The sequence below is a fragment of the Streptomyces triculaminicus genome (assembly GCF_017349075.1).
Taxonomy (GTDB): domain Bacteria; phylum Actinomycetota; class Actinomycetes; order Streptomycetales; family Streptomycetaceae; genus Streptomyces; species Streptomyces triculaminicus.
In genome coordinates this window covers 157,594-183,468 of the sequence record NZ_JAFMOF010000003.1, presented here as the reverse complement: position 1 = coordinate 183,468, position 25,875 = coordinate 157,594, and the positions used below count along the sequence as shown (strand labels likewise).

The 25,875-nt window shown below is 69.7% G+C and carries 19 protein-coding genes and 1 pseudogene; 11 read left to right on the top strand and 9 right to left on the bottom strand.

What is annotated here, in order from left to right; translation table 11 throughout:
• Nucleotides 1-119 precede the first annotated feature (119 nt).
• The 11 genes and pseudogenes from J1792_RS19425 (at nt 120) to J1792_RS19375 (ending at nt 14,140) form a co-directional block, all read left to right on the top strand.
• Nucleotides 120-2,240 (top strand): S9 family peptidase, encoded by a 2,121-nt coding sequence (locus J1792_RS19425; RefSeq protein WP_207247903.1) that lies wholly within the window; start codon nt 120-122, stop codon nt 2,238-2,240.
• A 220-nt stretch (nt 2,241-2,460) separates the two neighbouring features.
• A complete protein-coding gene (locus J1792_RS19420; protein WP_086573154.1) occupies nt 2,461-3,432 on the top strand; it encodes an ABC transporter permease in 972 nt (323 codons plus the stop codon).
• A gap of 75 nt (nt 3,433-3,507) precedes the next feature.
• Nucleotides 3,508-5,313: an ABC transporter substrate-binding protein gene (locus J1792_RS19415; RefSeq protein WP_086573156.1), complete on the top strand. Its 1,806-nt coding sequence runs from the start codon at nt 3,508-3,510 to the stop codon at nt 5,311-5,313.
• Between the two features lie 20 nt (nt 5,314-5,333).
• Entirely contained in the window at nt 5,334-6,311 is a 978-nt protein-coding gene (locus tag J1792_RS19410) for an ABC transporter permease (protein ID WP_086573157.1), read from the top strand.
• Between the two features lie 19 nt (nt 6,312-6,330).
• On the top strand, nt 6,331-7,323 hold the full coding sequence (locus tag J1792_RS19405) for an ABC transporter ATP-binding protein (protein ID WP_086573159.1): 993 nt from the start codon (nt 6,331-6,333) through the stop codon (nt 7,321-7,323).
• Nucleotides 7,320-8,310, top strand: a pseudogene (locus J1792_RS19400) (ABC transporter ATP-binding protein). Before J1792_RS19405 ends, J1792_RS19400 begins: the two are co-directional and overlap by 4 nt.
• A gap of 173 nt (nt 8,311-8,483) precedes the next feature.
• Nucleotides 8,484-10,136, top strand: coding sequence for a peptide ABC transporter substrate-binding protein (locus J1792_RS19395; protein ID WP_086572050.1), 1,653 nt, complete (start codon nt 8,484-8,486; stop codon nt 10,134-10,136).
• A 45-nt stretch (nt 10,137-10,181) separates the two neighbouring features.
• A complete protein-coding gene (locus J1792_RS19390) occupies nt 10,182-11,105 on the top strand; it encodes an ABC transporter permease (RefSeq protein ID WP_086572048.1) in 924 nt (307 codons plus the stop codon).
• A complete protein-coding gene (locus tag J1792_RS19385; protein ID WP_086572046.1) occupies nt 11,098-12,069 on the top strand; it encodes an ABC transporter permease in 972 nt (323 codons plus the stop codon). The genes J1792_RS19390 and J1792_RS19385 overlap by 8 nt, the downstream gene beginning before the upstream one ends.
• Before the next feature lie 12 nt (nt 12,070-12,081).
• On the top strand, nt 12,082-13,074 hold the full coding sequence (locus tag J1792_RS19380) for an ABC transporter ATP-binding protein (RefSeq protein WP_086572044.1): 993 nt from the start codon (nt 12,082-12,084) through the stop codon (nt 13,072-13,074).
• Complete coding sequence (locus J1792_RS19375) at nt 13,064-14,140, top strand: ABC transporter ATP-binding protein (RefSeq protein WP_086572042.1); 1,077 nt, start codon at nt 13,064-13,066, stop codon at nt 14,138-14,140. The genes J1792_RS19380 and J1792_RS19375 overlap by 11 nt, the downstream gene beginning before the upstream one ends.
• Before the next feature lie 5 nt (nt 14,141-14,145).
• Here the strand turns inward: J1792_RS19375 and J1792_RS19370 are convergent, their stop codons facing one another.
• From J1792_RS19370 to J1792_RS19330, 9 genes are all read right to left on the bottom strand, one after another.
• Entirely contained in the window at nt 14,146-14,637 is a 492-nt protein-coding gene (locus J1792_RS19370; protein WP_143587742.1) for a hypothetical protein, read from the bottom strand.
• A 152-nt stretch (nt 14,638-14,789) separates the two neighbouring features.
• The gene (locus J1792_RS19365; protein WP_086572039.1) at nt 14,790-15,227 is read right to left on the bottom strand and encodes a DUF6924 domain-containing protein; all 438 of its coding nucleotides are present in this window, start codon (nt 15,225-15,227) and stop codon (nt 14,790-14,792) included.
• Between the two features lie 167 nt (nt 15,228-15,394).
• Nucleotides 15,395-16,543: an ABC transporter ATP-binding protein gene (locus J1792_RS19360; protein ID WP_086572037.1), complete on the bottom strand. Its 1,149-nt coding sequence runs from the start codon at nt 16,541-16,543 to the stop codon at nt 15,395-15,397.
• Nucleotides 16,536-17,591, bottom strand: coding sequence for an ABC transporter ATP-binding protein (locus J1792_RS19355; protein ID WP_086572036.1), 1,056 nt, complete (start codon nt 17,589-17,591; stop codon nt 16,536-16,538). Before J1792_RS19355 ends, J1792_RS19360 begins: the two co-directional genes overlap by 8 nt.
• An 11-nt stretch (nt 17,592-17,602) precedes the next feature.
• Complete coding sequence (locus tag J1792_RS19350; RefSeq protein WP_207247902.1) at nt 17,603-18,571, bottom strand: ABC transporter permease; 969 nt, start codon at nt 18,569-18,571, stop codon at nt 17,603-17,605.
• Nucleotides 18,564-19,490 carry an ABC transporter permease gene (locus J1792_RS19345; protein ID WP_207247901.1) on the bottom strand — a complete coding sequence of 309 codons (927 nt, stop codon included), beginning with the start codon at nt 19,488-19,490 and terminating at the stop codon, nt 18,564-18,566. The genes J1792_RS19350 and J1792_RS19345 overlap by 8 nt, the downstream gene beginning before the upstream one ends.
• Before the next feature lie 97 nt (nt 19,491-19,587).
• On the bottom strand, nt 19,588-21,219 hold the full coding sequence (locus tag J1792_RS19340) for a peptide ABC transporter substrate-binding protein (RefSeq protein ID WP_086572031.1): 1,632 nt from the start codon (nt 21,217-21,219) through the stop codon (nt 19,588-19,590).
• A gap of 405 nt (nt 21,220-21,624) precedes the next feature.
• Nucleotides 21,625-23,529 (bottom strand): translational GTPase TypA, encoded by a 1,905-nt coding sequence (gene typA / locus J1792_RS19335; RefSeq protein WP_086572029.1) that lies wholly within the window; start codon nt 23,527-23,529, stop codon nt 21,625-21,627.
• A gap of 176 nt (nt 23,530-23,705) precedes the next feature.
• A complete protein-coding gene (locus J1792_RS19330) occupies nt 23,706-25,736 on the bottom strand; it encodes an ABC transporter family substrate-binding protein (RefSeq protein ID WP_372446133.1) in 2,031 nt (676 codons plus the stop codon).
• Between the last annotated feature and the right edge of the window lie 139 nt (nt 25,737-25,875).

Sequence of the window (25,875 nt, the reverse complement as noted above, 5' to 3'; positions counted from 1 at the left end):
GAGCGATCATAACTTTCCGTGCGTGCGCATGACTCGGTGCACGGGAGCAAACACGGGGCGCACGGCGAGTTCTCGCCGTCTTGGGTGAACCCGGTGATAGGGCCTCTAGGCTCCCAGGCATGACCGGACAGCTCTCGTTTCCCCGTCAGCACGCCCGTACCCAACGTTTCTCGCTCGGCGCGCCGCGCGCGTTCAGCGTGTCGCCTGACGGCTCGCGTGTCGTCTTCCTGCGCTCCCGTTCGGGCACCGATCGGGCGAACGTGCTGTGGGTGCTGGACCTCGACGAGGGCAGGGAGTACCCGGCCGCCGACCCCAAGGCCCTGCTGGGCGGGGCCGAGGAGGAGTTGTCGGCCGAGGAGCGGGCGCGCCGCGAGCGCAGCCGCGAGGGCTCGGCGGGCGTCGTGGGATACGCGGTGGACGGCGCCGTGGAGTTGGCGGCGTTCGCGCTGTCGGGGCGGTTGTACGTCGCCGAGCTGCGCGGCGGCACGGCCCGCGAGCTCGAGACGCCCGGGCCGGTGGCCGACCCGCGGCCGTCGCCGGACGGCCGCCATGTGGCCTACGTCGCCGGCGGCGCCCTGCGTGTCGCGGCCGCCGACGGCACCGGCGACCGGGCCCTGGCCGGGCCGGAGGGCGCCGGAACGACCTGGGGCCTGGCGGAGTTCATCGCCGCCGAGGAGATGGACCGCTCGCGCGGCTTCTGGTGGTCGCCCGGCAGCGACGCGCTGCTGGCCGCCCGGGTGGACGACGCGCCCGTGCGGCGCTGGTGGATCGCCGACCCGGCCAACCCCGCGAGCGCGCCCGCCGAGGTGGCCTACCCGGCGGCCGGCACGCCCAACGCCGAGGTGTCCCTCGCGCTGCTGGGTCTGGACGGCACACGCACGGACATCGTGTGGGACCGGGAGCGCCACCCCTACCTCGCCCGGGTCCACTGGTCCGCCGGCGGCCCGCCGCTGCTGCTCGTCCAGACCCGCGACCAGCGCCACCAGGCGTACCTGGCGGTGGACACCGGGACGGGCGCGACGCGTGTGCTGCACACGGACGAGGATCCGAAGTGGCTGGAACTTTTCGCAGGAGTGCCCGCCTGGACGCCCGACGGCAGGCTCGTCCGGATCGCCGACGAGGCCGGCGCCCGTGTGCTGGCCGTCGGCGAGCGGACGCTGACCGACGCCCGGCTGCACGTACGGGCCGTGCTGAACGTCGGTCCGGAGGACGTGCTGATCGCCGCGTCGGCCGGCCCGGAGGCCGGTGAGCCCGAGACCGGCGAGGCGCACGTCTACCGCGTCAACGAGCGAGGGGCCGAGCGGGTTTCGCGGGAGCCGGGCTGGCACTCGGCCGTGCGTTCGGGTGCGGTGACCGTGCTGGCGTCGTCGGCCCTCGACCGCCCCGGCGCCACCGTACGGATCCTGCGCGACGGCGAGCAGGCCGCCACCGTCCTGTCGTACGCCGAGCGGCCCGTGCTGACCGCCCGGCCGCGGCTCGAGCGGGCGGGCGAACGCGGCATTCCCGCCACCGTCCTGCTGCCCGGCACCTACCGGGAGGGCGACGGGCCGCTGCCCGTGCTCATGGACCCCTACGGCGGCCCGCACGGGCAGCGCGTGGTGGCCGCCCACAACGCCCACCTGACCTCGCAGTGGTTCGCCGACCAGGGCTTCGCCGTGGTCGTCGCCGACGGCCGGGGCACCCCGCACACCTCCCCCACGTGGGAGAAGGCGATCCACGAGGACTTCGCCGACGCCACCCTCGAGGACCAGGCCGAGGCGCTGCGCGCGCTGGCCGGCCGCTACCCGCTCGACCTCGGCCGGGTGGGCATCCGCGGCTGGTCCTACGGCGGCTACCTCGCGGCCCTGGCCGTACTGCGCCGCCCCGACGTCTTCCACGCGGCCGTCGCGGGCGCCCCCGTCACCGACTGGCGGCTGTACGACACCCACTACACCGAGCGCTATCTCGGGATGCCCCAGGAGCGTCCGGAGGTGTACGCCCGTAACTCCCTCGTCACCGACGACGGTCTGTCGTCGCCGGCGGACCGAACCCGTCCGCTGATGATCGTCCATGGCCTCGCGGACGACAACGTGGTCGCCGCCCACACCCTGCGCCTGTCCTCGGCACTGCTCGCCGCGGGCCGCCCGCACGAGGTGCTGCCGCTGTCCGGGGTGACCCACATGACCCCGCAGGAGCAGGTCGCCGAGAATCTGCTGCTGCTTCAAGTCGACTTCCTCAAGCGCTCCTTGGGCGTCGCCTGAGCCCGTGAGGGTGGTCTCGGGGCGGTGTGCTCGACCTCGCTGTCAAGCACGCCGTCACCTCGATCCGCACAACCTTCGCTCAAGAAGCGGGGGAAGGCCGCGTCGTCCACCGCAGCCCCCTTGACTGCACTGTTCATCCATTGCGAAAGTCCGCTCAACCCAACCGCGTTCGCCATATCCGCGCAGGGCCGACGAGACGACAGTGCGGGGGATCCACGCGATGCCGATTCCTTCCCAGACCCAGCCCCGTGAGCTCGTGGGCCGGTCGCCCGGACAGCTGATGTGGCGGCGCTTCAAGCGCGACCGCTCGGGGGTCGTCTCGGCGTACGTCGTCGCCTTCTTCTTCGTCGTCGCGCTCGCCGCACCCCTGATCTCGGCGGTCTACGGCAAGAGCCCCACCGCCACCTACGGGCTGGACGAGTCGGGCCTGCTCAACGAGTTCGGCTATCCGGTCGCGCCCAACGGCGGCGTCTCCGGCCGCTTCTGGTTCGGCCTCGAGCCGACGATGGGCCGGGACGTCCTGACCCAGCTCGTCTACGGCATCCGCACCTCCCTGCTGATCGCCGCGGCCGCCACGGTGCTGTGCGTGCTGACGGGCGTCCTCGTCGGGGTGACGGCGGGCTATCTCGGCGGGAGGACCGACTACCTCCTCGGGCGGTTCATCGACCTGCTGCTGGCCTTCCCCGCGCAGCTGTCGTTCATCGCCTTCACCCCGATCGTCTACTCCCTCTTCGTCAGCCCCGAGAAGGAGACCCCGACCTCGCTGCGCGTGCTCACCCTGATCCTGGTGCTGTGGGCGCTGGGCTGGATGGGGCTGGCCCGGCTGCTGCGCGGGCAGGTGCTGAGCCTGCGGGAGCGGGAGTTCGTGGAGGCGGCCAAGGTGACCGGCGCGTCCCCCTGGCGGATCATCACCAAGGAGCTGCTGCCCAACCTCTGGACGCCGATCCTGGTCCAGTCGACCCTGATGCTGCCCACGCTGGTGACGACGGAGGCGGGGCTGTCCTTCATCGGCGTGGGGATCCTGGAGCCCACCCCGGACTGGGGCCGGATGTTCGCCGCCGGCGCCGGGTACTACGAGAGCGACATCACCTACATCTTCTTCCCCGGGCTCGCGATGATCATTTTCGTGGTCGCGTTCAACCTGCTCGGGGACTCGGTCCGGGACGCGTTCGACCCCAGGACCGGACGGTGACGCCGGTGAAGCCGGCGCAGGCCCCGAAGGCCCCTACGACTGCCCGCTGACGACCGACAGGCAGGTGCATCGACCATGACCCCCACGTCGAGGTTCCGCAAGGACAGAGCCCGTCTCACCGCCGTCGCCCTGACGGCGGGAGCGCTCGTGCTCTCCGCGTGCAGCGGCGGGGGAGGTGGCGGCGGGGGCGGCGGCAAGAGCCAGGGGCCGGGCGAGGACAAGACGACGTCCGCGAACTACTCCATCGGCACCAAGGCCGACTCCGCCGGCCCCGCCCCCGAGGTCCCGGGCGCGAAGAAGGGCGGCACGGTCGGCGTCCTGCAGCGCGACGCCTTCAACCACCTGGACCCCGGGCAGATCTACTACATCGACGTCCTGACCAACCAGCTCCTCTACAACCGCACCCTGACCGCGTACAAGTTCGACGACAAGGGCAGGGGCAAGGTCGTCGGCGACCTGGCCACCGACGCCGGAACGGCCTCCGACGGCGGGAAGACCTGGACGTTCACGCTCAAGGACGGGCTGAAGTTCGAGGACGGCTCGCCGATCACCTCCCAGGACGTCCGGTGGGGCATCGAGCGGCTCTACGCCTCGTACCAGTCCGACGGCCCGCTCTACATCCCGCAGTGGCTCTCCGGCGACGGCAACGACTTCCGCAAGGCCCTGCCGGACGGCCCGTACGACGGCAAGCACCTGCCCTCGTCCGTGCTGGACACCCCGAACGACAAGACGATCGTCTTCCACTTCCGGCAGCCGCACGCCGACGCCCCCTTCGCCACCGCCATGCCCAACGTCGCACCGGTCAAGGCCGAGAAGGACACCAAGCAGAAGTACGACAACGCCCCCTTCTCCTCCGGCCCGTACAAGGTCGGCGACTACAAGGTCGGCAAGTCCCTCACTCTCGTGCGCAACGAGCACTGGGACCCGAGGACGGACCCCATCCGGCATCAGTACGCGGACAGGTTCGACATCAGCTTCGGCCACCAGTACGCCGACTCCACCCGCCGCTTCCTCGCCGACCAGGGCTCCGACAAGACCACCCTGTCGTTCAGCAACGCCGTCGCCCCCGAGATGACCGAGAAGGTCCTGAACCAGGCCGACACCAAGGGGCGCCGGCTGCTCGAGGTGCAGCCCTACGTCGACTACATCAGCTTCAACACCGACCGCCTCAAGGACGTCAGGGTCCGCAAGGCCCTCGCCTACGCCATCCCCAACGGGCAGATCCTGCAGCAGAACGGCGGAGCGACCGCCGGCGTGATCGCCACCAACTTCCTCTCCCCCGCCATGGACGGCTACCGGCCCACTGACCCGTTCGACAAGAAGGCCAAGCCCGCCGGCGACCCGGAGAAGGCCAAGGCGCTGCTGAAGGAGGCCGGAAAGCTCGGCCAGGAGATCGTCTACGCCTATGCCAACACCGACGTCCAGCAGAAGGTCTCGGTCGTGGTGACCCAGGCCCTGGAGCGGGCGGGCTTCACGGTCCAGAAGAAGGAGGTCGACTCCAACACCTGGCGGACGGCGATCGCGGACGTCAAGAACAAGTTCGACATCTACCGCACCTCCTGGGGCGCGGACTGGCCCGTCTCCTCGACCGTCGTCCCGCCGCTCTACGACGGCCGGCAGATCGCCGACGGCGCCCAGAACTACGGGCACCTCGACAACGCCCGGGTCAACGCCGACATCGACCGCATCAACGCCATCCCCGACGTCAAGCAGGCCGCCCCCGAGTGGCAGAAGCTCGCCGACCGCGTCCTGACCGACGACGTGCCGGGCGTGCCCGTCTTCTACAACCGGCAGTTCTCGCTGTGGGGCTCGGGCCTCGGCGGGGTCAAGTACCACCCGGTCTACGGCAGCGTGGACCCGACCGGCGTGTTCGTGAAGTAGCACCTGGCCACGGAAGAGCCATGCTGAGATTCCTCGCCCGCCGCACCCTCGGCGCCCTCGTCATCATCCTGCTGATCAGCGCGATCACGTTCTTCCTCTTCTTCGCGCTGCCCTCCGAGCCCGCGCTGATGTCCTGCGGCAAGAACTGCACGGCGGACTCCCTCGCGGTCATCAACAAGAACCTGGGCCTCGACCAGCCCGTCCCCGTGCAGTACTGGCACTACATGGCGGGCATCTTCACCGGCCGCGAGTTCTCCGCCGGCCACTGCCCCGCGCCCTGCTTCGGCTACTCCTTCGCCAACCAGCAGCCGGTGTGGGACACCATCGTCGACCGCTTCCCGACGACGCTGTCCATCGCCCTGGGCGGGGCGGTGGTGTTCCTCGTCGTCGGGGTCGGCGTCGGCATGCTCGCCGCCGCCTTCCGGGGCACCTGGATCGACAAGCTCTTCAGCTCGCTCTCGCTGCTCGGCAACGCCCTGCAGATCTACTTCGTCGGCGTCCTCGCCCTGGCCGTCCTCGTCAGCGGGCTGCACTGGATGGACAACCCCGCCTACCACCCGATCACCGAGGACCCGGTGAAGTGGTTCACCGGCATGCTCATCCCCTGGCTGGTGCTCTCCGTCATCTTCATCGCGGGCTACAGCCGCATGACCCGCTCCCTGATGATCGAGCAGCTCTCCGAGGACCATGTGCGCACCGCCCGGGCCAAGGGGCTCGGGCGGTCCGCGGTCTTCTTCCGCTACGCCTGGCGGGGCGCGCTGGCGCCCATCGTGACCATCTTCGGCATCGACCTCGGCTCGCTCTTCAGCGGGGCGATCATCACCGAGTTCACCTTCAGCCTGCACGGGCTGGGGCGGCTGGCCGTCTCCTCGGTGACGGGCACGGACCTGCCGATGCTGATGGCCGTGATGCTCGTCGGCTGCACGGCGATCGTCCTCGCCAACATCGTCGTCGACGCCGCGTACGCCCTCATCGACCCGCGCGTACGGCTCGCCTGAACGTCAGGAGACGACGACAGTGACAGCTTTCCTCTCCGTACGGGACCTGTCCGTGCGCTTCGCCACCGAGGACGGCGTCGTACGGGCCGTCGACGGCCTCTCCTTCGACGTCGAGCGCGGGCGGACGCTGGGCATCGTCGGCGAGTCCGGCTCCGGCAAGTCCGTCACCAACCTCAGCGTGCTCGGGCTGCACGACCCGCGTACGACGGAGATCGAGGGCCGCATCCTCCTCGACGGCCAGGACCTGACCACGGCCCCCGAGTCCGTGCTCGAGAAGCTGCGCGGCAACCGCATGGCGATGATCTTCCAGGACTCCCTCACCGCGCTCTCGCCGTACTACACCGTCGGCCGCCAGATCGCCGAGCCCTTCCGCAAGCACACCGGCGCCTCGCGGCGCGAGGCCCGGCTGCGGGCGATCGAGATGCTGCGGAAGGTCGGCATCCCCAACCCGGCGCTGCGCGTGGACGACTACCCGCACCAGTTCTCCGGCGGCATGCGCCAGCGCGCGATGATCGCGATGGCGCTGGTCTGCGACCCCGAGCTGCTGATCGCCGACGAGCCGACGACCGCGCTGGACGTCACCGTGCAGGCCCAGATCCTCGACCTGCTCAAGGACCTCCAGCAGCAGACGGGTTCGGCGATCGTGCTGATCACCCACGACCTGGGGGTCGTGGCCGGCACCGCCGACGACGTGCTGGTGATGTACGCCGGGCGGGCCGTCGAACGCGGCACCGCCCGGGAGGTCCTGCGCTCCCCCCGGCACCCCTACACCTGGGGCCTGCTGGGCTCGATGCCCCGCCTGACCTCGCCCGTCGACGAGCCGCTCACCCCGATCCCGGGCAGCCCGCCGAGCCTGCTGGACCCGCCGCCGGGGTGCCCGTTCCACCCGCGCTGCGCGTACGTCGACCGGGTCGGGGGCGACCGGTGCCGCACCGAGCGACCGGAGCCGCCGGAGGGCCGGGGAGCGGCCTGCCATCTGCCGGACGGGGCCGGGAGGGGACGTACCCGATGAACGACATCCTCGTGGCCGAGGGCCTGACCAAGCACTTCCCCGTCATGGGCGGCTTCCCCGTCAAGCGCAGGGTCGGCGCCGTACGGGCCGTGGACGGCCTCGACCTGACCGTACGGGCGGGCGAGGCCTTCGGCCTGGTCGGCGAGTCCGGCTGCGGCAAGTCCACGACCGGCCGGCTGCTGACCCGCCTGCTGGAGCCGACCGCCGGGCGCGTCCTCTACCAGGGCGAGGACATCACCCACGCGGGCCGCAAGCGGCTCGCCCCCATCCGCTCCCAGATCCAGATGATCTTCCAGGACCCGTACTCGTCCCTGAACCCCCGGCACACCGTCGGCACGATCATCTCCGGCCCCATGGAGATCAACGGCATCACCCCGCCCGGCGGCCGCGAGGCCCGCGTCCGCGAGCTCCTCGAGACCGTCGGCCTCAGCCCCGAGCACTACAACCGCTTCCCGCACGAATTCTCCGGCGGCCAGCGCCAGCGCATCGGCGTGGCCCGCGCCCTGGCCCTGGAACCCAAGGTCATCGTGGCCGACGAGCCGGTCTCCGCCCTGGACGTCTCCATCCAGGCCCAGGTCGTCAACCTCCTGCAACGCCTCCAGCGCGAGCTGGGCATCGCCTTCCTCTTCATCGCCCACGACCTGGCGGTGGTCCGGCACTTCTCCCAGCGGGTGGCGGTGATGTACCTCGGCAGGATCGTGGAGGTGGGCACCCGCGAGGACATCTACGACCACCCCCGCCACCCCTACACCCACGCCCTCCTCTCAGCCGTCCCCGAACCGGCCGACGCCGCCACCACCCCCGCGACCGCATCCGCCTCACGGGCGACGTCCCCTCCCCCGTCAACCCCCGACCGGCTGCCGCTTCCGCACCCGCTGCTGGAAGGCCCAGGACCTGTGCGCCCACCAGGAGCCCCCACTGGAGCGGGCGCCGGGCAGCGACGAGGGCCACCTGTCGGCATGCCACTTCCCGGAGGCCGCGGGCTGAGGGGCGGGGGCGGCCCGGCGGGCCGCCGGGCGCGGCCGGCTGGATCGCCCGTCGGGCGGCGCTCGCGCATATGGGCGGTTTCTTCGACTTAGACGTGCTGGAACGCGGTCTCATAACGCTTCATAGGGTGTTATTTGGGCCTAGGCAGGTCCAGGCGCCGAGGAGGGCACCCCATGCGTGGAGGCACGCGCACGCGCGCCCGCACCCGATCGTGGGTCAGGGCCGGCCTGGCCGTCGGGGCGGCCGGGGCCGCGCTGGTGTGTGCCGCCGGCTGCGGTGGAGGGGGGTCGGCCACCGGAAGCGGCACCGTGCGGTCCTCCTGGGGTGACCCGCAGAGCCCGCTCGAGCCCGCCAACACCAACGAGGTACAGGGCGGCAAGGTCCTCGCGATGATCTTCCGGGGGCTCAAGCACTACGACCCGAAGACCGGCGAGGCCCGGAACATGCTCGCCGAGAAGATCGAGAGCCCCGACCAGCAGAACTTCACCATCACCGTCAAGGACGGCTGGACGTTCAGCAACGGCGAGGAGGTGACCGCGAAGTCGTTCGTCGACGCCTGGAACTACGCCGCGCTGAGCGACAACAAGCAGAAGAACGCCCCCTTCTTCCAGGACATCGACGGCTACGGCAAGGTCCACCCGGCGAGCGGCTCCCCCACCGCCAAGACCCTCTCCGGCCTGGTCGTGAAGGACGCGCACACCTTCACCGTCAAGCTGCGCACCAAGTTCTCCACCTGGCCGGACACCCTCGGCTACGCCGCCTTCGCGCCGCTGCCGAGGGCGTTCTTCGACGACCGCGCGGCCTGGCTGAAGCGGCCGGTCGGCAACGGGCCGTACCTGGTCGACTCGTACACCAAGGGCTCGCAGATGCGGCTGTCGAAGTGGAACGACTACCCCGGCGAGGACAAGGCGCGCAACAGCGGCGTCGAGCTGCGGGTCTACACCGACAACAACACCGCCTACACCGACCTGCAGGCCGGGAACCTCGACCTCGTCGACGACATTCCCAGCGCCCAGCTGAAGAACGTCAAGGCCGACCTCGGCGACCGCTACATCAACCAGCCCGCCGGGATCATCCAGACCGTCGTCTTCCCCATGTACGACGCGACCTGGTCCAAGGCCGGGATGGAGAAGGTCCGGCGGGGGCTGTCCATGGCCATCAACCGGGACCAGATCACCGAACAGATCTACCGCAGGACCCGCACCCCGGCCACCGACTGGACGTCCCCGGTGCTCGGTGAGAAGGGCGGCTACAAGGCCGGGCTGTGCGGCGCCGTCTGCACATACGACCCGGGCCAGGCCAAGCGGCTGATCCAGGAGGGCGGCGGGCTGCCCGGCGGCAGGGTCACCATCACCTCGAACGTCGACAACGGATCACACCGGGTGTGGATGGACGCCGTCTGCAACAGCATCAACAACGCGCTGGGCGACGACAAGGCGTGCACGGTCAACCCGGTCGGCACCTTCGCCGACTTCCGCAACCAGGTCACCGAACAGCGCATGACCAGCATGTTCCGCTCCGGCTGGCAGATGGACTACCCGCTGGTGCAGAACTTCCTGCAGCCGCTCTACTACACCGGCGCCTCGTCGAACTTCGGGAAGTTCGGCGACGCGCAGTTCGACAAGCTCGTCGACGAGGCCAACGCCGAGTCGGACACGGCGAAGGCGGTCGCCACGTTCCAGGAGGCGGAGAAGATCCTCGCCGAGCAGATGCCGGCCATCCCGCTCTGGTACCAGAACGGCAGCGCCGGCTACTCCGAGAACATCGCGGACGTCGAGCTCAACCCCTTCAGCGTCCCCGTCTACGAACGGATCACCGTCAAGTAGGACCCGTCAGGTACGCGCGTACGCACCGGAAAGGCCCTGGTCGTCATGGGACGGTATGTGATCCGGCGGCTGCTCCAGATGATCCCCGTGTTCATCGGCAGCACGTTCCTGATCTTCTTCATGGTCTACGCCCTGGGCGACCCGGTCGCCGCCCTCTTCGGCGACAAGGCCCCCGACCCGGCGACCGCCGCGCGCATCCGCCAGGAGCTCTACCTCGACGCGCCGCTGTGGAAGCAGTACCTGCACTACATGGCGCAGATCCTCACCGGGAACTTCGGCACCGCCTTCAACGGCCAGGACGTCCTCGAGCTGATGGCCGACGCCTTCCCGGTGACGCTGCGCCTGACGATCGTGGCGATCCTCTTCGAGATCGTCATCGGCATCACCCTCGGCCTCCTCAGCGGACTGCGCCGCGGCCGCTCGGTGGACACCTCCGTCCTGCTGGCCACCCTGGTCGTCGTCTCCATCCCGACCTTCGTCAGCGGCTATGTGCTGCAGTACCTCTTCGGGGTGAAGTGGGCGGTGGTCTCCCCGTCCGTGTCCCCCGCCGCGCCCTTCGACCAGCTGCTGCTGCCGGGCGCGGTGCTGGCCCTGACCTCGCTGGCCTACGTCACCCGGCTGACCCGTACGTCCATCGCCGAGAACTCCCGCGCCGACTACCTCCGCACCGCCGTCGCCAAGGGCCTGCCCCGGCACCGCGTCGTCACCCGGCACCTGCTGCGCAACTCCCTCATCCCGGTCGTCACCTTCATCGGCACCGACATCGGGGCGCTGATGGGCGGGGCCATCGTCACCGAGCGGATCTTCAACATCCACGGCGTCGGCTACCAGCTCTACCAGGGCATCCTGCGGCAGAACTCGCCGACCGTCGTCGGCTTCGTGACCGTCCTGGTCATCGTCTTCCTGGTGGCGAACCTGATCGTCGACCTCCTCTACGCCGTGCTCGACCCGAGGATCCGCTATGCCTGAGCCCGACCCCCTCGACAAGGAAACGATCACACCGGCGGGCGGCGGGGCGATGACCCTGGCCACCAGCGACGCCGAGACGCTCGAGGGGGGCCCGATCCCCGGCGGGACGCAGAGCGGCAAGGCCCGCAGCCTGTGGTCCGACGCCTGGCACGACCTGTTGCGCAGCCCCGTGTTCGTGCTCTCCGCGCTCGTCATCGTCTTCCTGGTCGTCATCGCGATCCGGCCCTCCCTGATCGCGAGCGGCAACCCCCTCTCGTGCGACCTCGCCAAGGCCCAGGAGGGCTCCCAGCCCGGCCACCCCTTCGGCTACGACACCCAGGGCTGCGACGTCTACACCCGCGTGGTCTACGGGGCCCGGGCCTCGATCACCGTCGGCGTCTGCGCCACGGCCGGGGCCGCGCTGCTGGGCGGCGTGCTGGGCGGGCTCGCGGGCTTCTTCGGCAGTTGGTGGGACGCGCTGCTCTCCCGGCTGGCCGACGTCTTCTTCGGCATCCCGATCATCCTGGGCGGGCTGGTGTTCCTGTCGATGGTCACCAGCGGATCGGTGTGGCCGGTGGTCGGCTTCATCGTGCTGCTGGGCTGGCCGCAGATCTCCCGCATCGCCCGCGGCTCGGTCGTCGGCGCCAAGCAGCACGACTACGTGCAGGCGGCCCGGGCGCTCGGCGCCGGCGGCACCCGGCTGCTGCTGCGGCACATCGCCCCCAACGCCGTGGCCCCGGTGATCGTCGTGGCGACCATCGCCCTCGGTACGTACATCGCGCTGGAGGCGACCCTGTCGTTCCTGGGCGTCGGGCTCAAGCCGCCCACGGTGTCCTGGGGGATCGACATCTCCAACGCCTCGAACCAGATCCGCAACGCCCCGCACATGCTGCTGTGGCCGGCGGGCGCGCTGAGTCTCACGGTGCTCGCGTTCATCATGCTCGGCGACGCGGTGCGCGACGCCCTCGACCCCAAGCTGCGCTGAGGAGCCCGACAGATGGAGCAGCCGGCGACGCTTCTGGACGTCCGCGACCTGCACGTCGAATTCCGCACCCGGGACGGGGTGGCCAAGGCCGTCAACGGCGTCAGCTACTCCGTGGCCGCCGGCGAGACCCTCGCCGTGCTGGGCGAGTCGGGCTCCGGCAAGTCCGTGACCGCGCAGGCCGTGATGGGCATCCTCGACTCGCCACCCGGCTTCGTCACCGGCGGCGAGGTGCTCTTCCGGGGCAGGAACCTGCTCACCATGGGCGAGGAGCACCGGCGCCGGGTGCGCGGCGCGAAGCTCGCCATGATCTTCCAGGACGCGCTGTCGTCGCTGAACCCCGTGATGACGGTGGGAGCGCAGCTCGGCGAGATGTACGAGGTCCATCAGGGGATGACCCGCAAGGACGCCCGCGCGCGGGCCGTGCAGCTGATGGACCGGGTGCGCATCCCGGCGGCGAAGGAGAGGGTGCGGGACTATCCGCACCAGTTCTCGGGTGGCATGCGGCAGCGCATCATGATCGCGATGGCGCTGGCGCTGGAGCCGGACCTGATCATCGCGGACGAGCCGACCACGGCCCTGGACGTGACCGTCCAGGCCCAGGTGATGGACCTGCTCGCGGAGCTCCAGCGCGAGTACAACATGGGCCTCGTCCTGATCACCCACGACCTGGGCGTGGTGGCCGACGTCGCCGACAAGATCGCGGTGATGTACGCGGGCCGGATCGTCGAGACCGCCCCCGTGCACGAGCTCTACAAGCGGCCCGCGCACCCCTACACCCGCGGCCTGCTCGACTCGATCCCGCGCCTGGACCACAAGGGCCAGGAGCTCTACGCCATCAAGGGCCTGCCACCCAGCCTCACCGCCATCCCGCCCGGCTGCCCCTTCAACCCCCGCTGCCCCAGGGCCCAGGACATCTGCCGTTCGGACCGGCCGCCGCTGTACGCCGTGGAGCCCGGCCGGGCCAGCGCCTGCCACTTCTGGAAGGAGACCCTCGATGAGAGCTGACGGCGAGGCGATCCTGGAGGTACGGGACCTGGTCAAGCACTATCCGCTGACCCGGGGCATCCTGATCAGAAAACAGATCGGCGCCGTGCACGCCGTCGACGGCGTCTCCTTCGACCTCAGGCGCGGCGAGACCCTCGGCATCGTCGGGGAGTCCGGCTGCGGCAAGTCCACGGTCGCCAAGCTGCTCGTCAGCCTCGAGCGCCCGACGTCCGGGCACATCCGCTACAAGGGCGAGGACGTCACCAAGCTGTCCGGGCGCGCGCTGAAGGCCGTACGCCGCAACATCCAGATGGTCTTCCAGGACCCGTACACGTCGCTGAACCCGCGCATGACGGTCGGCGACATCATCGGGGAGCCCTTCGAGATCCACCCCGAGGTGGCCCCGAAGGGCAGCCGCCGCCGGCGGGTGCAGGAACTGCTGGATGTGGTCGGCCTCAATCCCGAGTACATCAACCGCTACCCGCACCAGTTCTCCGGCGGCCAGCGGCAGCGCATCGGCATCGCCCGCGGGCTGGCCCTGCGGCCGGAGGTCATCGTCGCCGACGAACCGGTCTCCGCGCTGGACGTGTCCGTGCAGGCGCAGGTCGTCAACCTGCTGGAACGGCTGCAGAACGAGTTCGACCTGTCGTACGTCTTCATCGCGCACGACCTGTCGGTGGTGCGGCACATCTCGGACCGGGTGGCGGTGATGTACCTGGGCCGGCTGGCCGAGGTGGGCACGGACGCCCAGATCTACGACCACCCCACCCACCCCTACACCCAGGCCCTGCTGTCCGCCGTCCCCGTCCCGGACCCCGACGCCCGCGAGCGGCGCGAGCGCATCCTGCTGACGGGCGACGTGCCCTCGCCCGCGCACCCGCCGAGCGGCTGCCGCTTCCGTACGCGCTGCTGGAAGGCCCAGGAGAAGTGCGCGCGCGTGGTGCCGCCGTTGGAGGTCCCGGACTGGTTCCGCGAGGGCGGCGGCCCGGCGGCACACGTCTCGGCGTGCCACTACGCGGAGGAGCGGCACGTGGTCCCGGTGCGGGAGCCGGGGGCGGAGGCGCCGGTGTCGTGGAACGGGCCCTGACGGCCTCAGCCGTCGCCCAGCTTCGTCGGGGCCGGCAGGCCTCCGCCGAGGCGGGTGGGGTCGGGCAGCGGGGCCGCGTCGGCGGTTCTGGTGAAGGTGTCCTTCGTGCCGCTGTCCCAGGTGATGACCAGGGTCTTGTCGCCCGTGGGATCGACCTTGCCGTCGGCCCGGTCGGTGTTGCCGTCGGCGCAGCGCAGGGCGAGCGTGGCGGGCTTCGCGTCCCGGTGGAAGGTGCCCACGCACGCGCGCTTGCCGTTGTCGCTGTAGACGGCCGCCTTGTCCCCGTAGAGGGACAGGCCCACCGGGCCGTCCGCCGACCGGGCCGCGTAGGCGCCGTCGAGGGGGCCGCCCTTCCCGGTGGCCGCCGACGGCCGCGGGGCGGCGGACGGTGCGGCGGAGGCCGTACGGTCGTCGGCCTTGTCGCCGCCCCCTCCGGCGCACCCCGCCATCAGTACGGCCGCCAGCGCCGTCCCCGCCAGCTGTGCAGTTCTGCGCACGATTCCCCCCTGAATGCGGTGACACGTGATCAGAAACTAACACCGGGACCAGCGGGCGGGCCTGCGGTTCACGGCCGAGGGCATAGCCGTCGTGGACCTCGACCCGTCCGACGGACCTTCTACCGGCCCTGAGGAGTGCGCCGTCCGGAGCCTCAGAACCCCCGGAAGACCCCGTCGGCCTCGGCCGCGTCCACGAACTCCTCGAAGTCCATGTTCGCGAGCGAGAGGTTGTTCTCGATCGACCAGAGCTCGGCGGCGACGACGCGGAGCGTACGGCCCCGCTCGTCCGCCAGGTCGACGCACAGCAACGGCATCTCGTCCGAGGCCATGGCCACGTCGTCGACGAGGACGAGGAGGGCGTGGTCGTAGTCGTCCGGCACGAGCGCGACGAGCTCCCGGGCGGTGAGGCCCTCGCAGGAGGCGTCGTCGAAGAGGGTCACGTCCGCGACGAACTCGTCGCGCTCGGTCGGCGTCCCGATCGCCTCCCGGATGTCCTCCCACGCCTCCTGGTCGGAGAAGTCGGTGCGCAGCACCGGCGTGGACCCGGCGTCGGTGAGGAGGGCGGATATCGACGGACGTTCCTGCGTCACTGCTCTGGTTCCCTTCGGACATGCCCCGTGGTCTGCGAGGTCAGCAGAACGATCTCACCCCCGCGCCCGCGCGGTACCGCCAGGTCCAGGCCTGCGCGCGCAGCGAGAAGGGGCTCCCCCGGATGTCCGGGGGAGCCCCTTGTCGTACGGCCGGCGGGCGGCGGGCGTTACGCCGCGCCCACCACCTGCTTCTCCTCGGCGAAGTGGCACGCCGACTCGTGCGCCGCCGGGGTCTTCTTGCCGGCGAACACCTCCGGCACCGCCAGCAGCGGCACCTCCTGGGCGCACTTGTCCTCGGCCTTCCAGCAGCGGGTGCGGAAGCGGCAGCCGGACGGCGGGTTGGCCGGCGAGGGCACGTCACCGGTGAGGATGATGCGCTCGCGGCCCTCGCGGGCGTCGGGGTCCGGGACCGGGACGGCCGACAGCAGCGCCTGGGTGTAGGGGTGCGTCGGGTGGTCGTAGATCTCGGAGTCCGTGCCGATCTCGGCCATCTTGCCCAGGTACATCACGCCGACGCGGTCGGAGATGTGCCGGACGATGGACAGGTCGTGCGCGATGAAGACGTAGGAGAGGTTGAACTCGTCCTGCAGCTTCTCCATCAGGTTGACGACCTGCGCCTGCACCGACACGTCCAGCGCGGACACCGGCTCGTCGCAGATGATGATCTCGGGGTTGAGCGCCAGCCCGCGGGCGATGCCGATGCGCTGCCGCTGACCGCCCGAGAACTGGTGCGGGTAGCGGTTGATGTACTCCGGGTTCAGGCCCACGACGTCCAGGAGCTCCTGGACGCGCTTGCGCCGGTCGCCCTTCGGGGCCACCTCGGGGTGGATCTCGAAGGGCTCCCCGATGATGTCGCCGACCGTCATGCGCGGGTTCAGCGACGTGTACGGGTCCTGGAAGACCATCTGGATGTTGCGGCGTACGGCCTTCAGCGCGCGCCCGGACAGCTTGGTGATGTCCTGGCCCTTGTAGAAGACCTCGCCGGAGGTGGCCGTCTCCAGGGTCATCAGCAGCTTGGCGACCGTGGACTTGCCACAGCCGGACTCGCCGACGATGCCGAGGGTCTCGCCCTGGTAGAGGTCGAAGGAGACGCCGTCGACGGCCTTGACCGCGCCGACCTGCTTCTTGAAGAGGATGCCCTGGGTCAGCGGGAAGTGCTTGACCAGGTTGCGCACCTGCAGGATCGGCTCGCCGCGCTCGACCGGGGCGTCGAGGACGGCCTCGACCTCGGCGGTCGTGCTCGCGTCGCTGACCTCGACCTCGGAGACGTTCGGAGTCGCGTCCACGGCCTCTGACTTCTTGCTGTTCTCAGCCATGGATCGTCTCCTTCCAGAAGTGGCACGCGCTGCCGCGGCCGGCCAGCTCCGCGCCGTCCTTCTCGGTGACCTGGTGCAGCGCCGGGATGTCGGTGCGGCACAGGTCCGTGGCCTTGGGGCAACGGGGGTTGAACGCGCAGCCGGTGGGGATGTGCAGCAGGTTGGGCGGCAGACCCTTGATCGCGTAGAGCTCCTGGCCCTTCTGGTCCAGGCGCGGGATCGAGTCCAGCAGGCCACGGGTGTACGGGTGCGCGGGCCGCTTGTACAGCTCGCCCACCGGGGCGGTCTCGACGATCCGGCCCGCGTACATCACCGCGATCTTGTCGGCGACGTCCGCGACCACACCCAGGTCGTGGGTGATCAGGATGAGACCCATGTTGTACTCGCGCTGCAGCTCCGCGAGCAGGTCCATCACCTGGGCCTGGACGGTCACGTCCAGGGCCGTCGTCGGCTCGTCCGCGATGATCAGGTCCGGCTCCAGCGCCAGCGCCATCGCGATCATGATGCGCTGCCGCATACCGCCCGAGAACTGGTGCGGATAGTCGTTGACGCGCTCCTTGGCCGCCGGGATGCGCACCCGGTCCATCAGGTCGATGGCCTTGGCCTTGGCCTCCTTCTTGGAGAGGCCCTGATGCACGCGGTACATCTCGCCGAGCTGGTAGCCGACGCTGAGCACCGGATTCAGCGAGGACAGCGCGTCCTGGAAGATCATGGCGATCTTGCTGCCACGGATCTTCCGGCGCTCCTCGCCGGACATCTTGAGCATGTCCTGGCCGCGGAAGAGGATCTCGCCCTGCGGGATCTTCCCCGGCGGCATGTCGAGGATGCCCATGATGGCCTGCGCGGTCACGGACTTGCCGGAGCCGGACTCGCCCAGCACGGCGAGGGTCTCGCCCGCGCTGACCGAGTAGTTGACGCCGTTGACGGCCTTGGCGACGCCGTCCCGGGTGTGGAACTCCACGTGCAGGTCGCGGACTTCCAGCAGGGGTGCAGTGTCGTCTCCGGCCCTCGGCTCGGGGACGTTCGCGGTCTTCTCCATGGTGGTCACGTACGCCTCCCTCAGCGCAGCTTGGGGTCGAGGGCGTCGCGCACCGCGTCGCCGAGCAGGATGAACGCGAGCACGGTGAGGCTCAGGAACGTGGCCGGAACGAGCAGGACGTGCGGGGCGTCGCGCAGCTGGCTCTGGGCGGCGGAGATGTCCACGCCCCAGGAGACCACGGGGTCCTGGAGGCCGATGCCCAGGTACGACAGGGTGGCCTCGGTGGAGATGTAGCCGCCGAGCGCGATGGTGGCGACGACGATCACCGGACCGAGGACGTTCGGCAGGATGTGCCGGAAGAGGATCCGGCCGGTGCCGGCGCCCAGGGCGCGGGCCGCCGTCACGAAGTCCGCCTGCTTCTGCGTGATGACCGCACCGCGCATGACGCGGGCGATCTGCATCCAGCCGAAGGTGGCGAGGCCGAGCGTCACGGTCCACACCGTGCGGTGGGTGAACGCCTGAAGCAGCGTCAGACCACCGAGCAGCAGCGGGATGCCGAAGAAGATGTCGGTGATGCGTGAGAGGAGACCGTCGACCCAGCCGCCGAAGTAGCCGGCGAGCATGCCCACCAGGCCACCGAAGACGGTGACCGCGATCGTCACACAGACGCCGACGATGATCGAGGCGCGGGCGCCGTGGACCGTACGGGCGTAGACGCTCTGGCCCTGGCCGTTGTAACCGAACCAGTCGCCCTGGAAGAAGTGGGACCAGTTCGGCGGGGCCAGGTAGTGGCCGCGAAGGTCCGCCTGGCGCGGGTCGACGTCGGTGAAGAGCGTCGGGAACGCCGCCATGACGATGAAGATGACCAGCAGCACGCCGGACGCCCAGAACAGCCAGCTGCCGCGCAGCTCGCGCCACGCGTCCTGACCGAGGGAGCGGGGCTTGTTCTGGCCCTGGGTCTTGATGGTCGCCTCGGTGAGCTCAGCTGCGCCAACCACCGCTGCCGCGACGGTGCTGCGGCCTGCTTCGGGGGAAGTCTTCTCAGGCATAACGGATCCTCGGGTCCAGGACGGCGTACAGCAGATCGACGACCAGGCTGCTCACGAGGTAGACGAGCACGAGCACGGTCACGATGCCCACCACGGTGGGGCCTTCACTGGTCTGGATGGACCGGAAGAGCGTGTTGCCCACGCCCTGGATGTTGAAGATGCCCTCGGTGACGATGGCGCCGCCCATCAGCATGCCGAGGTCGGTGCCGAGGAACGTGACGACAGGAATGAGGGAGTTGCGCATCAGGTGCACCCCGATGACGCGCTTGCGCGGCAGGCCCTTGGCCACCGCGGTGCGCATGTAGTCGGCGCGGAGGTTCTCCCCCACGGTGGTGCGCGTGAGCCGGGTGACGTACGCCAGCGAGAGCGCGGCGAGCACGATGGCCGGAACCATCAACTGCCCGATGTTCATGGAGTCCTGGACGGTCGGTGTGATGACCTTCCACTTCAGACCCAGCAGGAACTGCGTGACGTAGCCGATGACGAAGACCGGGATCGAGATCACGACCAGGGTGAGCACGAGCACGATCTGGTCGAGGAACTTGCCGCGCTTCAGGCCGGTGAGGATACCGAGGGCGACGCCCACGATGACCTCGAAGCCGAAGGCGAGCAGGGCCAGCCGGATGGTCACCGGGAAGGCCTCGGCCATCAGGTCGGCGACCGGGCGGCCGGTGAAGCTCTGCCCGAAGTCACCCTTGAAGAGGCCGGAGATGTAGTTCCAGTACTGCTCGAGCAACGGCTTGTCGAGGCCGTACTGGTGGCGCAGTCTCTCGACCGTCGCCGGGTCGGCCGCCTTGGGGCCGAAGAGCGATTTGACGGGGTCGCCCGGCAGCGAATACACCATCAAGAAAATGAGCAAAGTGGTCCCGATGAAGACCGGGATCATCTGGAGCAGTCGCCTCGCGACAAAGCGCCCCATGGTTCCTCCTGTCGCCGACGGGGCCCGGCAGCCGCCCCCGTGTTCCTGTGGGAGGAGGGCGGCCGCCGGGCCTTACGTCACTGCAAGCCTGTCCCGGTTACTTCTTGACCTCGACGTCGGTCCAGATCGCCTGACGGAAGGAGTCGAACTTCACGTTCTGCACCTTCTTGGAGTAGCCGGCGAGGGTGTGGTCGAAGAACAGCGGGATGGAGGGCATGCTCTCCTGGAGGATCTTCTTCTCGGCCTCGGCGTAGAGCTTGTTCGACTCCTCGATGGTCTTGGCCGCGTCGGCCTTGTCCATCAGCTCGTCGACATCCTTGTTGCTGAACTCCATGTCATTGGCACCGGCCTTGGTCCGGTACTGCGCCGAGATGAAGTTCTGGATGTTCGGGAAGTCCTGCACCCAGGCCATGCGGAAGGCGCTCTTCATGTGGCGCTCGGTGATGTCCGTGCGGGCCTGCTGGAAGGTCGGCTTCGGGTCGGTCACACACTCGACGCCGCCGTTCTGACGGATGTCGTTGCAGACCGCGTCCGCCCACTCCTTGTTGGCGCCGTCGGCGTTGTAGGTGAGGGTGACCTTGTTGCCCGGAACGCCGCCGCCCTCCTTGATGAGCTCCTTGGCCTTGGTGGGGTTGAACTTGCAGAACTCACCACAGGAGTTGGCCTGGTAGCCCTCGACGACCTTCGGGGTGATGCCGTCGGCCGCGTCCTTGCTGCCCTTGAGCGCGGTCTTGGCGATGGTCTCGCGGTCGATCGCCATGGACAGGCCCTGACGGACCTTCACCTTCTCCGGCTTGCCCCAGTCGCCCTCGTACAGCGGGAAGGAGATGTTGGTGTTGCCACCGAACATCTGGCTGATGGCGCGCTTGCCCAGGTCGTTCTTGAACTGGCCCGCCATGGAGTTGGGCACCTGGTACATGATGTCGAGCTTGTCGGAGACGAGGTCGTTGTAGGCCGCGTCGTCCTTGTTGTAGAACTTGAAGATGACGCCGCCGTTCTTCGGCTTGTCGTCACCCTTGTAGTCGGCGAACTTCTTGGTCTTGAACTCGACCTTGTGCGACCAGTCCCCGTCCATCTGGTACGGGCCGTTGCCGATCGGGTGCTCGCCGAACGCCTTGGTGTCCTTGTAGAACGCCTTGGGCAGCGGGGAGAAGGCGTCGTAGAAGAGCTGCTCCTTGAAGGTGGAGACAGGCTTCGTCAGCTCGATGGTGAACTCGAGGTCGTTGACGACCTTCAGGCCCTCCAGCTTGTCGGCCTTCGGGTCGCCCTTCTCCGGGTGGACGTCCGCGTAGCCCTTGATCGGCTCGAACCAGGAGGCGTTCAGCTGGGCGTTCTTGCCGTTGGACGCCCAGTTCCACGCGTCGACGAAGGACGCGGCGGTCTGCGGCTCGCCGTTGTGGAACTTCCAGCCCGGCTTCAGCTTGACGGTGAAGTGCTGGTTGTCCGAGGACTCGATGCTCTCGGCCGCCTCCATGCGCAGCTTCGACTTCTCGTCGAAGCCCACCAGGCTGCGGAAGAGGTTCTTGACGATGTAACCGCCGCCGACCTCATTGGTGTTGCTCGGAATGATGGGGTTCTGCGGCTCGACGTTGTAGTACGTGTAGGTGCCGTCGGGGTTGACAGCAGCGTTGTCGTCCCCACTGTCACTTCCACCGCCACCACAGGCCGTAGCTGTCAGCGCAACGGCAGTGGCCATCGCGACCCAGGTAGCGCTCTTGGCACCGCGCATGGGAATGCCCTCCTCATGAGTCCACTATCACTACAAGATGAGGCGCCGGCCCCACGCTGACACCCCTGACAGCGGAGACGGAACCGGCACCTCGAGTGTGCTCGTGAGTCGGCGCTCCCCAACAGCGCGTGACCCGTTGACCCGAGCTCAGTGAACCCAACTATTGGGTACGACCGCCCTTTAAACCACACTTATAGGGTCTCGCTTTGGTCACATCGATCACCTCGCGAGGTTCGAAATCCGGACAAACGCAGTGCAGACAGACACCTACGAAACGGACTGTTAACACGACATCCGGTGCGCTGAGCGCGTTATCCGGACACGGGAACGGCGAAGGCCCGGCGCCCCGTGTGCTGCGGGGTGCCGGGCCTTCGGCGGAAAGGGTCAGCGCTTGGCCGGAATAGGTCAGCGCTTGGCGCGGGAAGCGGTGCGGCCGCGCTCCTTCTGGTCCAGGACGACCTTGCGGATGCGGACCGCCTCCGGGGTCACCTCGACGCACTCGTCGTCGCGGCAGAACTCCAGGGACTGCTCCAGCGACAGCTTGCGCGGCGGGACGATCGCCTCGAAGGAGTCGGCGGAAGAAGAGCGCATGTTGGTGAGCTTCTTCTCCTTGGTGATGTTGACGTCCATGTCGTCGGCGCGGGAGTTCTCGCCGACGATCATGCCCTCGTACACCTCGGTGCCCGGGTCGGTGAAGAGCACGCCGCGCTCCTGGAGGTTCGTCATCGCGAAGGCGGTGACGGCACCGGCGCGGTCGGCGACCAGGGAGCCGTTGTTACGGGTCTTCAGCTCGCCGAACCACGGCTCGTGGCCCTCGTGGATGGAGTGGGCGATGCCGGTGCCGCGGGTGTTCGTCAGGAACTCCGTACGGAAGCCGATCAGGCCACGGGACGGGACGACGAACTCCATGCGGACCCAGCCGGAGCCGTGGTTGGACATGTTGTCCATGCGGCCCTTGCGGGTGCCCATGAGCTGCGTGACCGCGCCCATGTGCTCCTCGGGCACGTCGACCGTGAGGCGCTCGACCGGCTCGTAGGTCTTGCCGTCGACCTGCTTGGTGACGACCTGCGGCTTGCCGATGGTCATCTCGAAGCCCTCGCGGCGCATCTGCTCGACCAGGATGGCCAGCGCCAGCTCACCACGACCCTGCACCTCCCAGGCGTCGGGGCGCTCGGTGTCCAGGACTCGCAGCGAGACGTTACCGACCAGCTCGCGGTCCAGACGGTCCTTGACCTGGCGGGCGGTGACCTTGCGGTCCTTGACCGCGGACTTGGCGTCCGCGCCCTTGCCCGTGCCACCACGGCCGACCAGCGGCGAGGTGTTGGTGCCGATGGTCATGGAGATCGCCGGCTCGTCGACCGTGATCAGCGGCAGCGCGATCGGGTTCTCCGGGTCGGCCAGGGTCTCGCCGATCATGATGTCGGGGATACCGGCGACGGCGCAGATGTCACCCGGGCCGGCCACCTCGGCGGGCCTGCGGGTGAGGGCCTCGGTCATCATCAGCTCGGTGATGCGGACGCTGGAGACCGTGCCGTCACGCTTGATCCACGCGACGGTCTGGCCCTTGCGCAGCTCGCCCTGCTCGACGCGGAGCAGCGCGATACGGCCGAGGAAGTTGTCGGCGTCGAGGTTGGTGACGTGCGCCTGGAGCGGCGCCTCCTCCTCGAACGTCGGGGCCGGGACGTGCTCCAGGATGGTGGAGAAGAACGGCTCCAGGTTGGTGCTGTCCGCGGGGACGGTGCCGTCCTCCGGCTTGGTCAGCGAGGCGACGCCGTCACGGCCGCAGGCGTAGACGATCGGGAACTCGATCTGGTCCTCGTCGGCGTCCAGGTCGAGGAAGAGGTCGTACGTCTCGTTGACGACCTCGTCGATCCGGGAGTCGGGGCGGTCGGTCTTGTTGATGCACAGGATGACCGGCATCCGCTTGGCGAGCGCCTTGCGCAGCACGAAGCGGGTCTGCGGCAGCGGGCCCTCGGAGGCGTCCACCAGCAGCACGACCGCGTCCACCATCGACAGACCGCGCTCGACCTCGCCACCGAAGTCGGCGTGGCCGGGGGTGTCGATGATGTTGATGGTGATCGGCTCGCCGCCGTCCTTGGGGTGGTACTTCACCGCCGTGTTCTTGGCGAGGATCGTGATGCCCTTCTCGCGCTCCAGGTCGTTCGAGTCCATGACCCGGTCGTCGACGGAGTCGAGCTGGTGGGCGGCGAAGGCGCCGGCCTGCTTGAGCATGGCGTCGACGATGGTCGTCTTGCCGTGGTCGACGTGGGCGACGATGGCGACGTTACGAATGTCGTGGCGCGTGGGCATACTGGCGGCGCTTCTCCCGGAATCGTGGATGGCGGCGCGTACGGTCCGGCACGCGCGCCCTGCCGGGCAGAATCACGCCGCGGCCTCTTCCATGGTACGGGGCGCCGCCGCATTCGGCCGCCCAGGGCCGTGAGCACACTGTGTGACCTGCGGTTATACCGTATCGATCAGGGGCTTCAGCGCAGGAATCCGAGGTCCTGGTAGCGCGGGGTCGCCAGTCCGAAGGCGCCGGCGTTGGCCACCTTCCTGCGGGTGCCCACCAGCTCCGGGCGCTGGTAGAGCGGGATGGCCGCGGCCACCGCCCAGATCCGGGCGTCGGCCCGGGCCATCAGGTCGTGGGAGACCTCCGGGTCCAGCTCGCTCGAGGCCTGGTCGAACAGCCGGTCGATCTGGTCCGTGCCGACGCGGGTGTAGTTCTGTTCGACGATCAGCGAGCCGTCGGCCGCCGGCTGGGGCTTGGCGAAGATCGGCCGGGCGTCGGTGGCGGGGTAGGCGCCGGTGGGCCAGCCGTAGAGGGCCAGGTCGAAGTCGCCGGAGGCGATGTGGTCCTTGAAGAAGCTCGCGTCGTCGACCTTGACGATCTCCGTGCGGATGCCGATGGCGTCGAGCTGGCGGGCGATCCGCTCGCCCACGGCCCGCAGCGGCTCGCCGCCGGCGCCCTTGGGCAGGACGAAGCGGAGCATCAGCTTCTTGCCGTCCTTGTAGCGCGCCGGGCCGGCCATGGCCTTGCCGCCGGTGTCGCGGGCGCCCTTGCCGTCCGTGCCGTCGGGCCGGTCGGCCTCGCCCTCGTCCGGCTGGGCGCTGTGCCCGTCCGCGGCCGTCCGGCTGGCCAGCGGGACGGCGGGCAGGCTGCCCACGGCCTTCTTCTGCGGGGCCGCGCCGTGCCCCTCCTTCCAGCCGGCGTCGGCGAGGAGGGCCTGGGCGGCCTTGGGGTCGAGGGAGCCGATGGCGGAGCTCGTGTCCGAGTAGCCGGGCTGCCCGGCGACCAGGACGTGGCTGCCGGGGGGCGCGACGGGCAGCCCCAGCGGCTTGAGCACGTACTCGGCGATGGCCTTGCGGTCCACGGCGCGGGCGATCGCTCGGCGTACGCGCTCGTCGGCGAGCGGGCCGGAGGCGCCGTTGAGCGCGAGCTGGGTGTAGGCGGGCTCCAGGGAACGGCGGACGACCAGGCCGCGCAGGGCCGTCGCGTCGGCGGCGCGGGGCTTGTCGCCCTTGCTGTCGCTCCCGTTGCCGCTCTTGTTGTCGCTCTTGTCGCCGCCGACGGACGGGGCGCCGGAGCTCGGCTGCCGGCCCTTGTCGGACCGGTCCTTCTTCTTCGCGGCGTTCGCCTTCGTGATGCGTTCGGCGGCGCCGGGGTTGATCTCGGCGATGTCGAGCCGGCCGGTCGCCAGCGCCTCGACGCGCTTGTCGCGCGGCACGGCCCGCAGCACCAGGCGGTCCAGCTTGGCCTTGTCCCCCCACCACCGGGGGTTGCGTACGAGCGTCAGCTTGCCCTGTTCGTCGTCGCGGGAGCCGACCGTGAAGGGGCCGGCGGCGAGCGGCGGCTGCTTGCGCGAGGCGTCGTTGAAGGCGGCGGGGGTGCCCATGACCGACCTGGGGTAGAGCGGGGTGAACAGCGAGGTCCAGTCGGCGTAGTTCTTGGCGAAGGTGACCTTGACCTCCCGCTCGGTGGCCCCGCGCTCGACCCGGTCGATGCGGTCGTAGCCGGCGTGGTGCGCGGCCCAGAAGGCGCTGTCCTTGCCGCGCAGCGCCTTCCACTGGGCCTCGAAGTCGGCCGCGGTGACGGCGGTGCCGTCGCTCCAGACGGCCTTGGGGTTGAGCCGGTAGACCACGACCTGGCGGGGCTCGCGCTGCTTGACCTCGGCGGACGCCAGGTAGTCGGGGTCGCGGCGCGGGCGGCCGCGGCCGTCCAGGGTGAACAGGGTGGGCAGCACGGCCCCCGCGACCCGGTGGCCGGCGGCGTCCGCGTCGGTCTGGAAGGTGTTGTAGGTGGCGGGCAGCGCGTCCACGCCCCAGTTCAGGGTGCCCCGGTCGGCGACCTTGGCGCGGGGGGCGGCGCCGATGTCCTGGGCCACGGCCGGGGCGTCGTCGCCCCCGCCGGCGTCGCCCCCGCCGGAGCAGCCGGCCAGCACGGGCAGGGGCAGCAGCGCCGCCGCCGTGACGAGAACGGCGAAGCGGCGGGTGCGCCGCGTGGGCATGGACGACATGGGGTGCCACCTCCGCCGGGCGTCCACCGCCCGTGCCGTGTGTGCTGCCGGTGTTGCCGCCCACTGAAGGCGAGAGCCCGCTCGAAGACATGCCGACACGTCGCCGCTCGCGGCCACGCCACCCACCTGGGGGAACGAT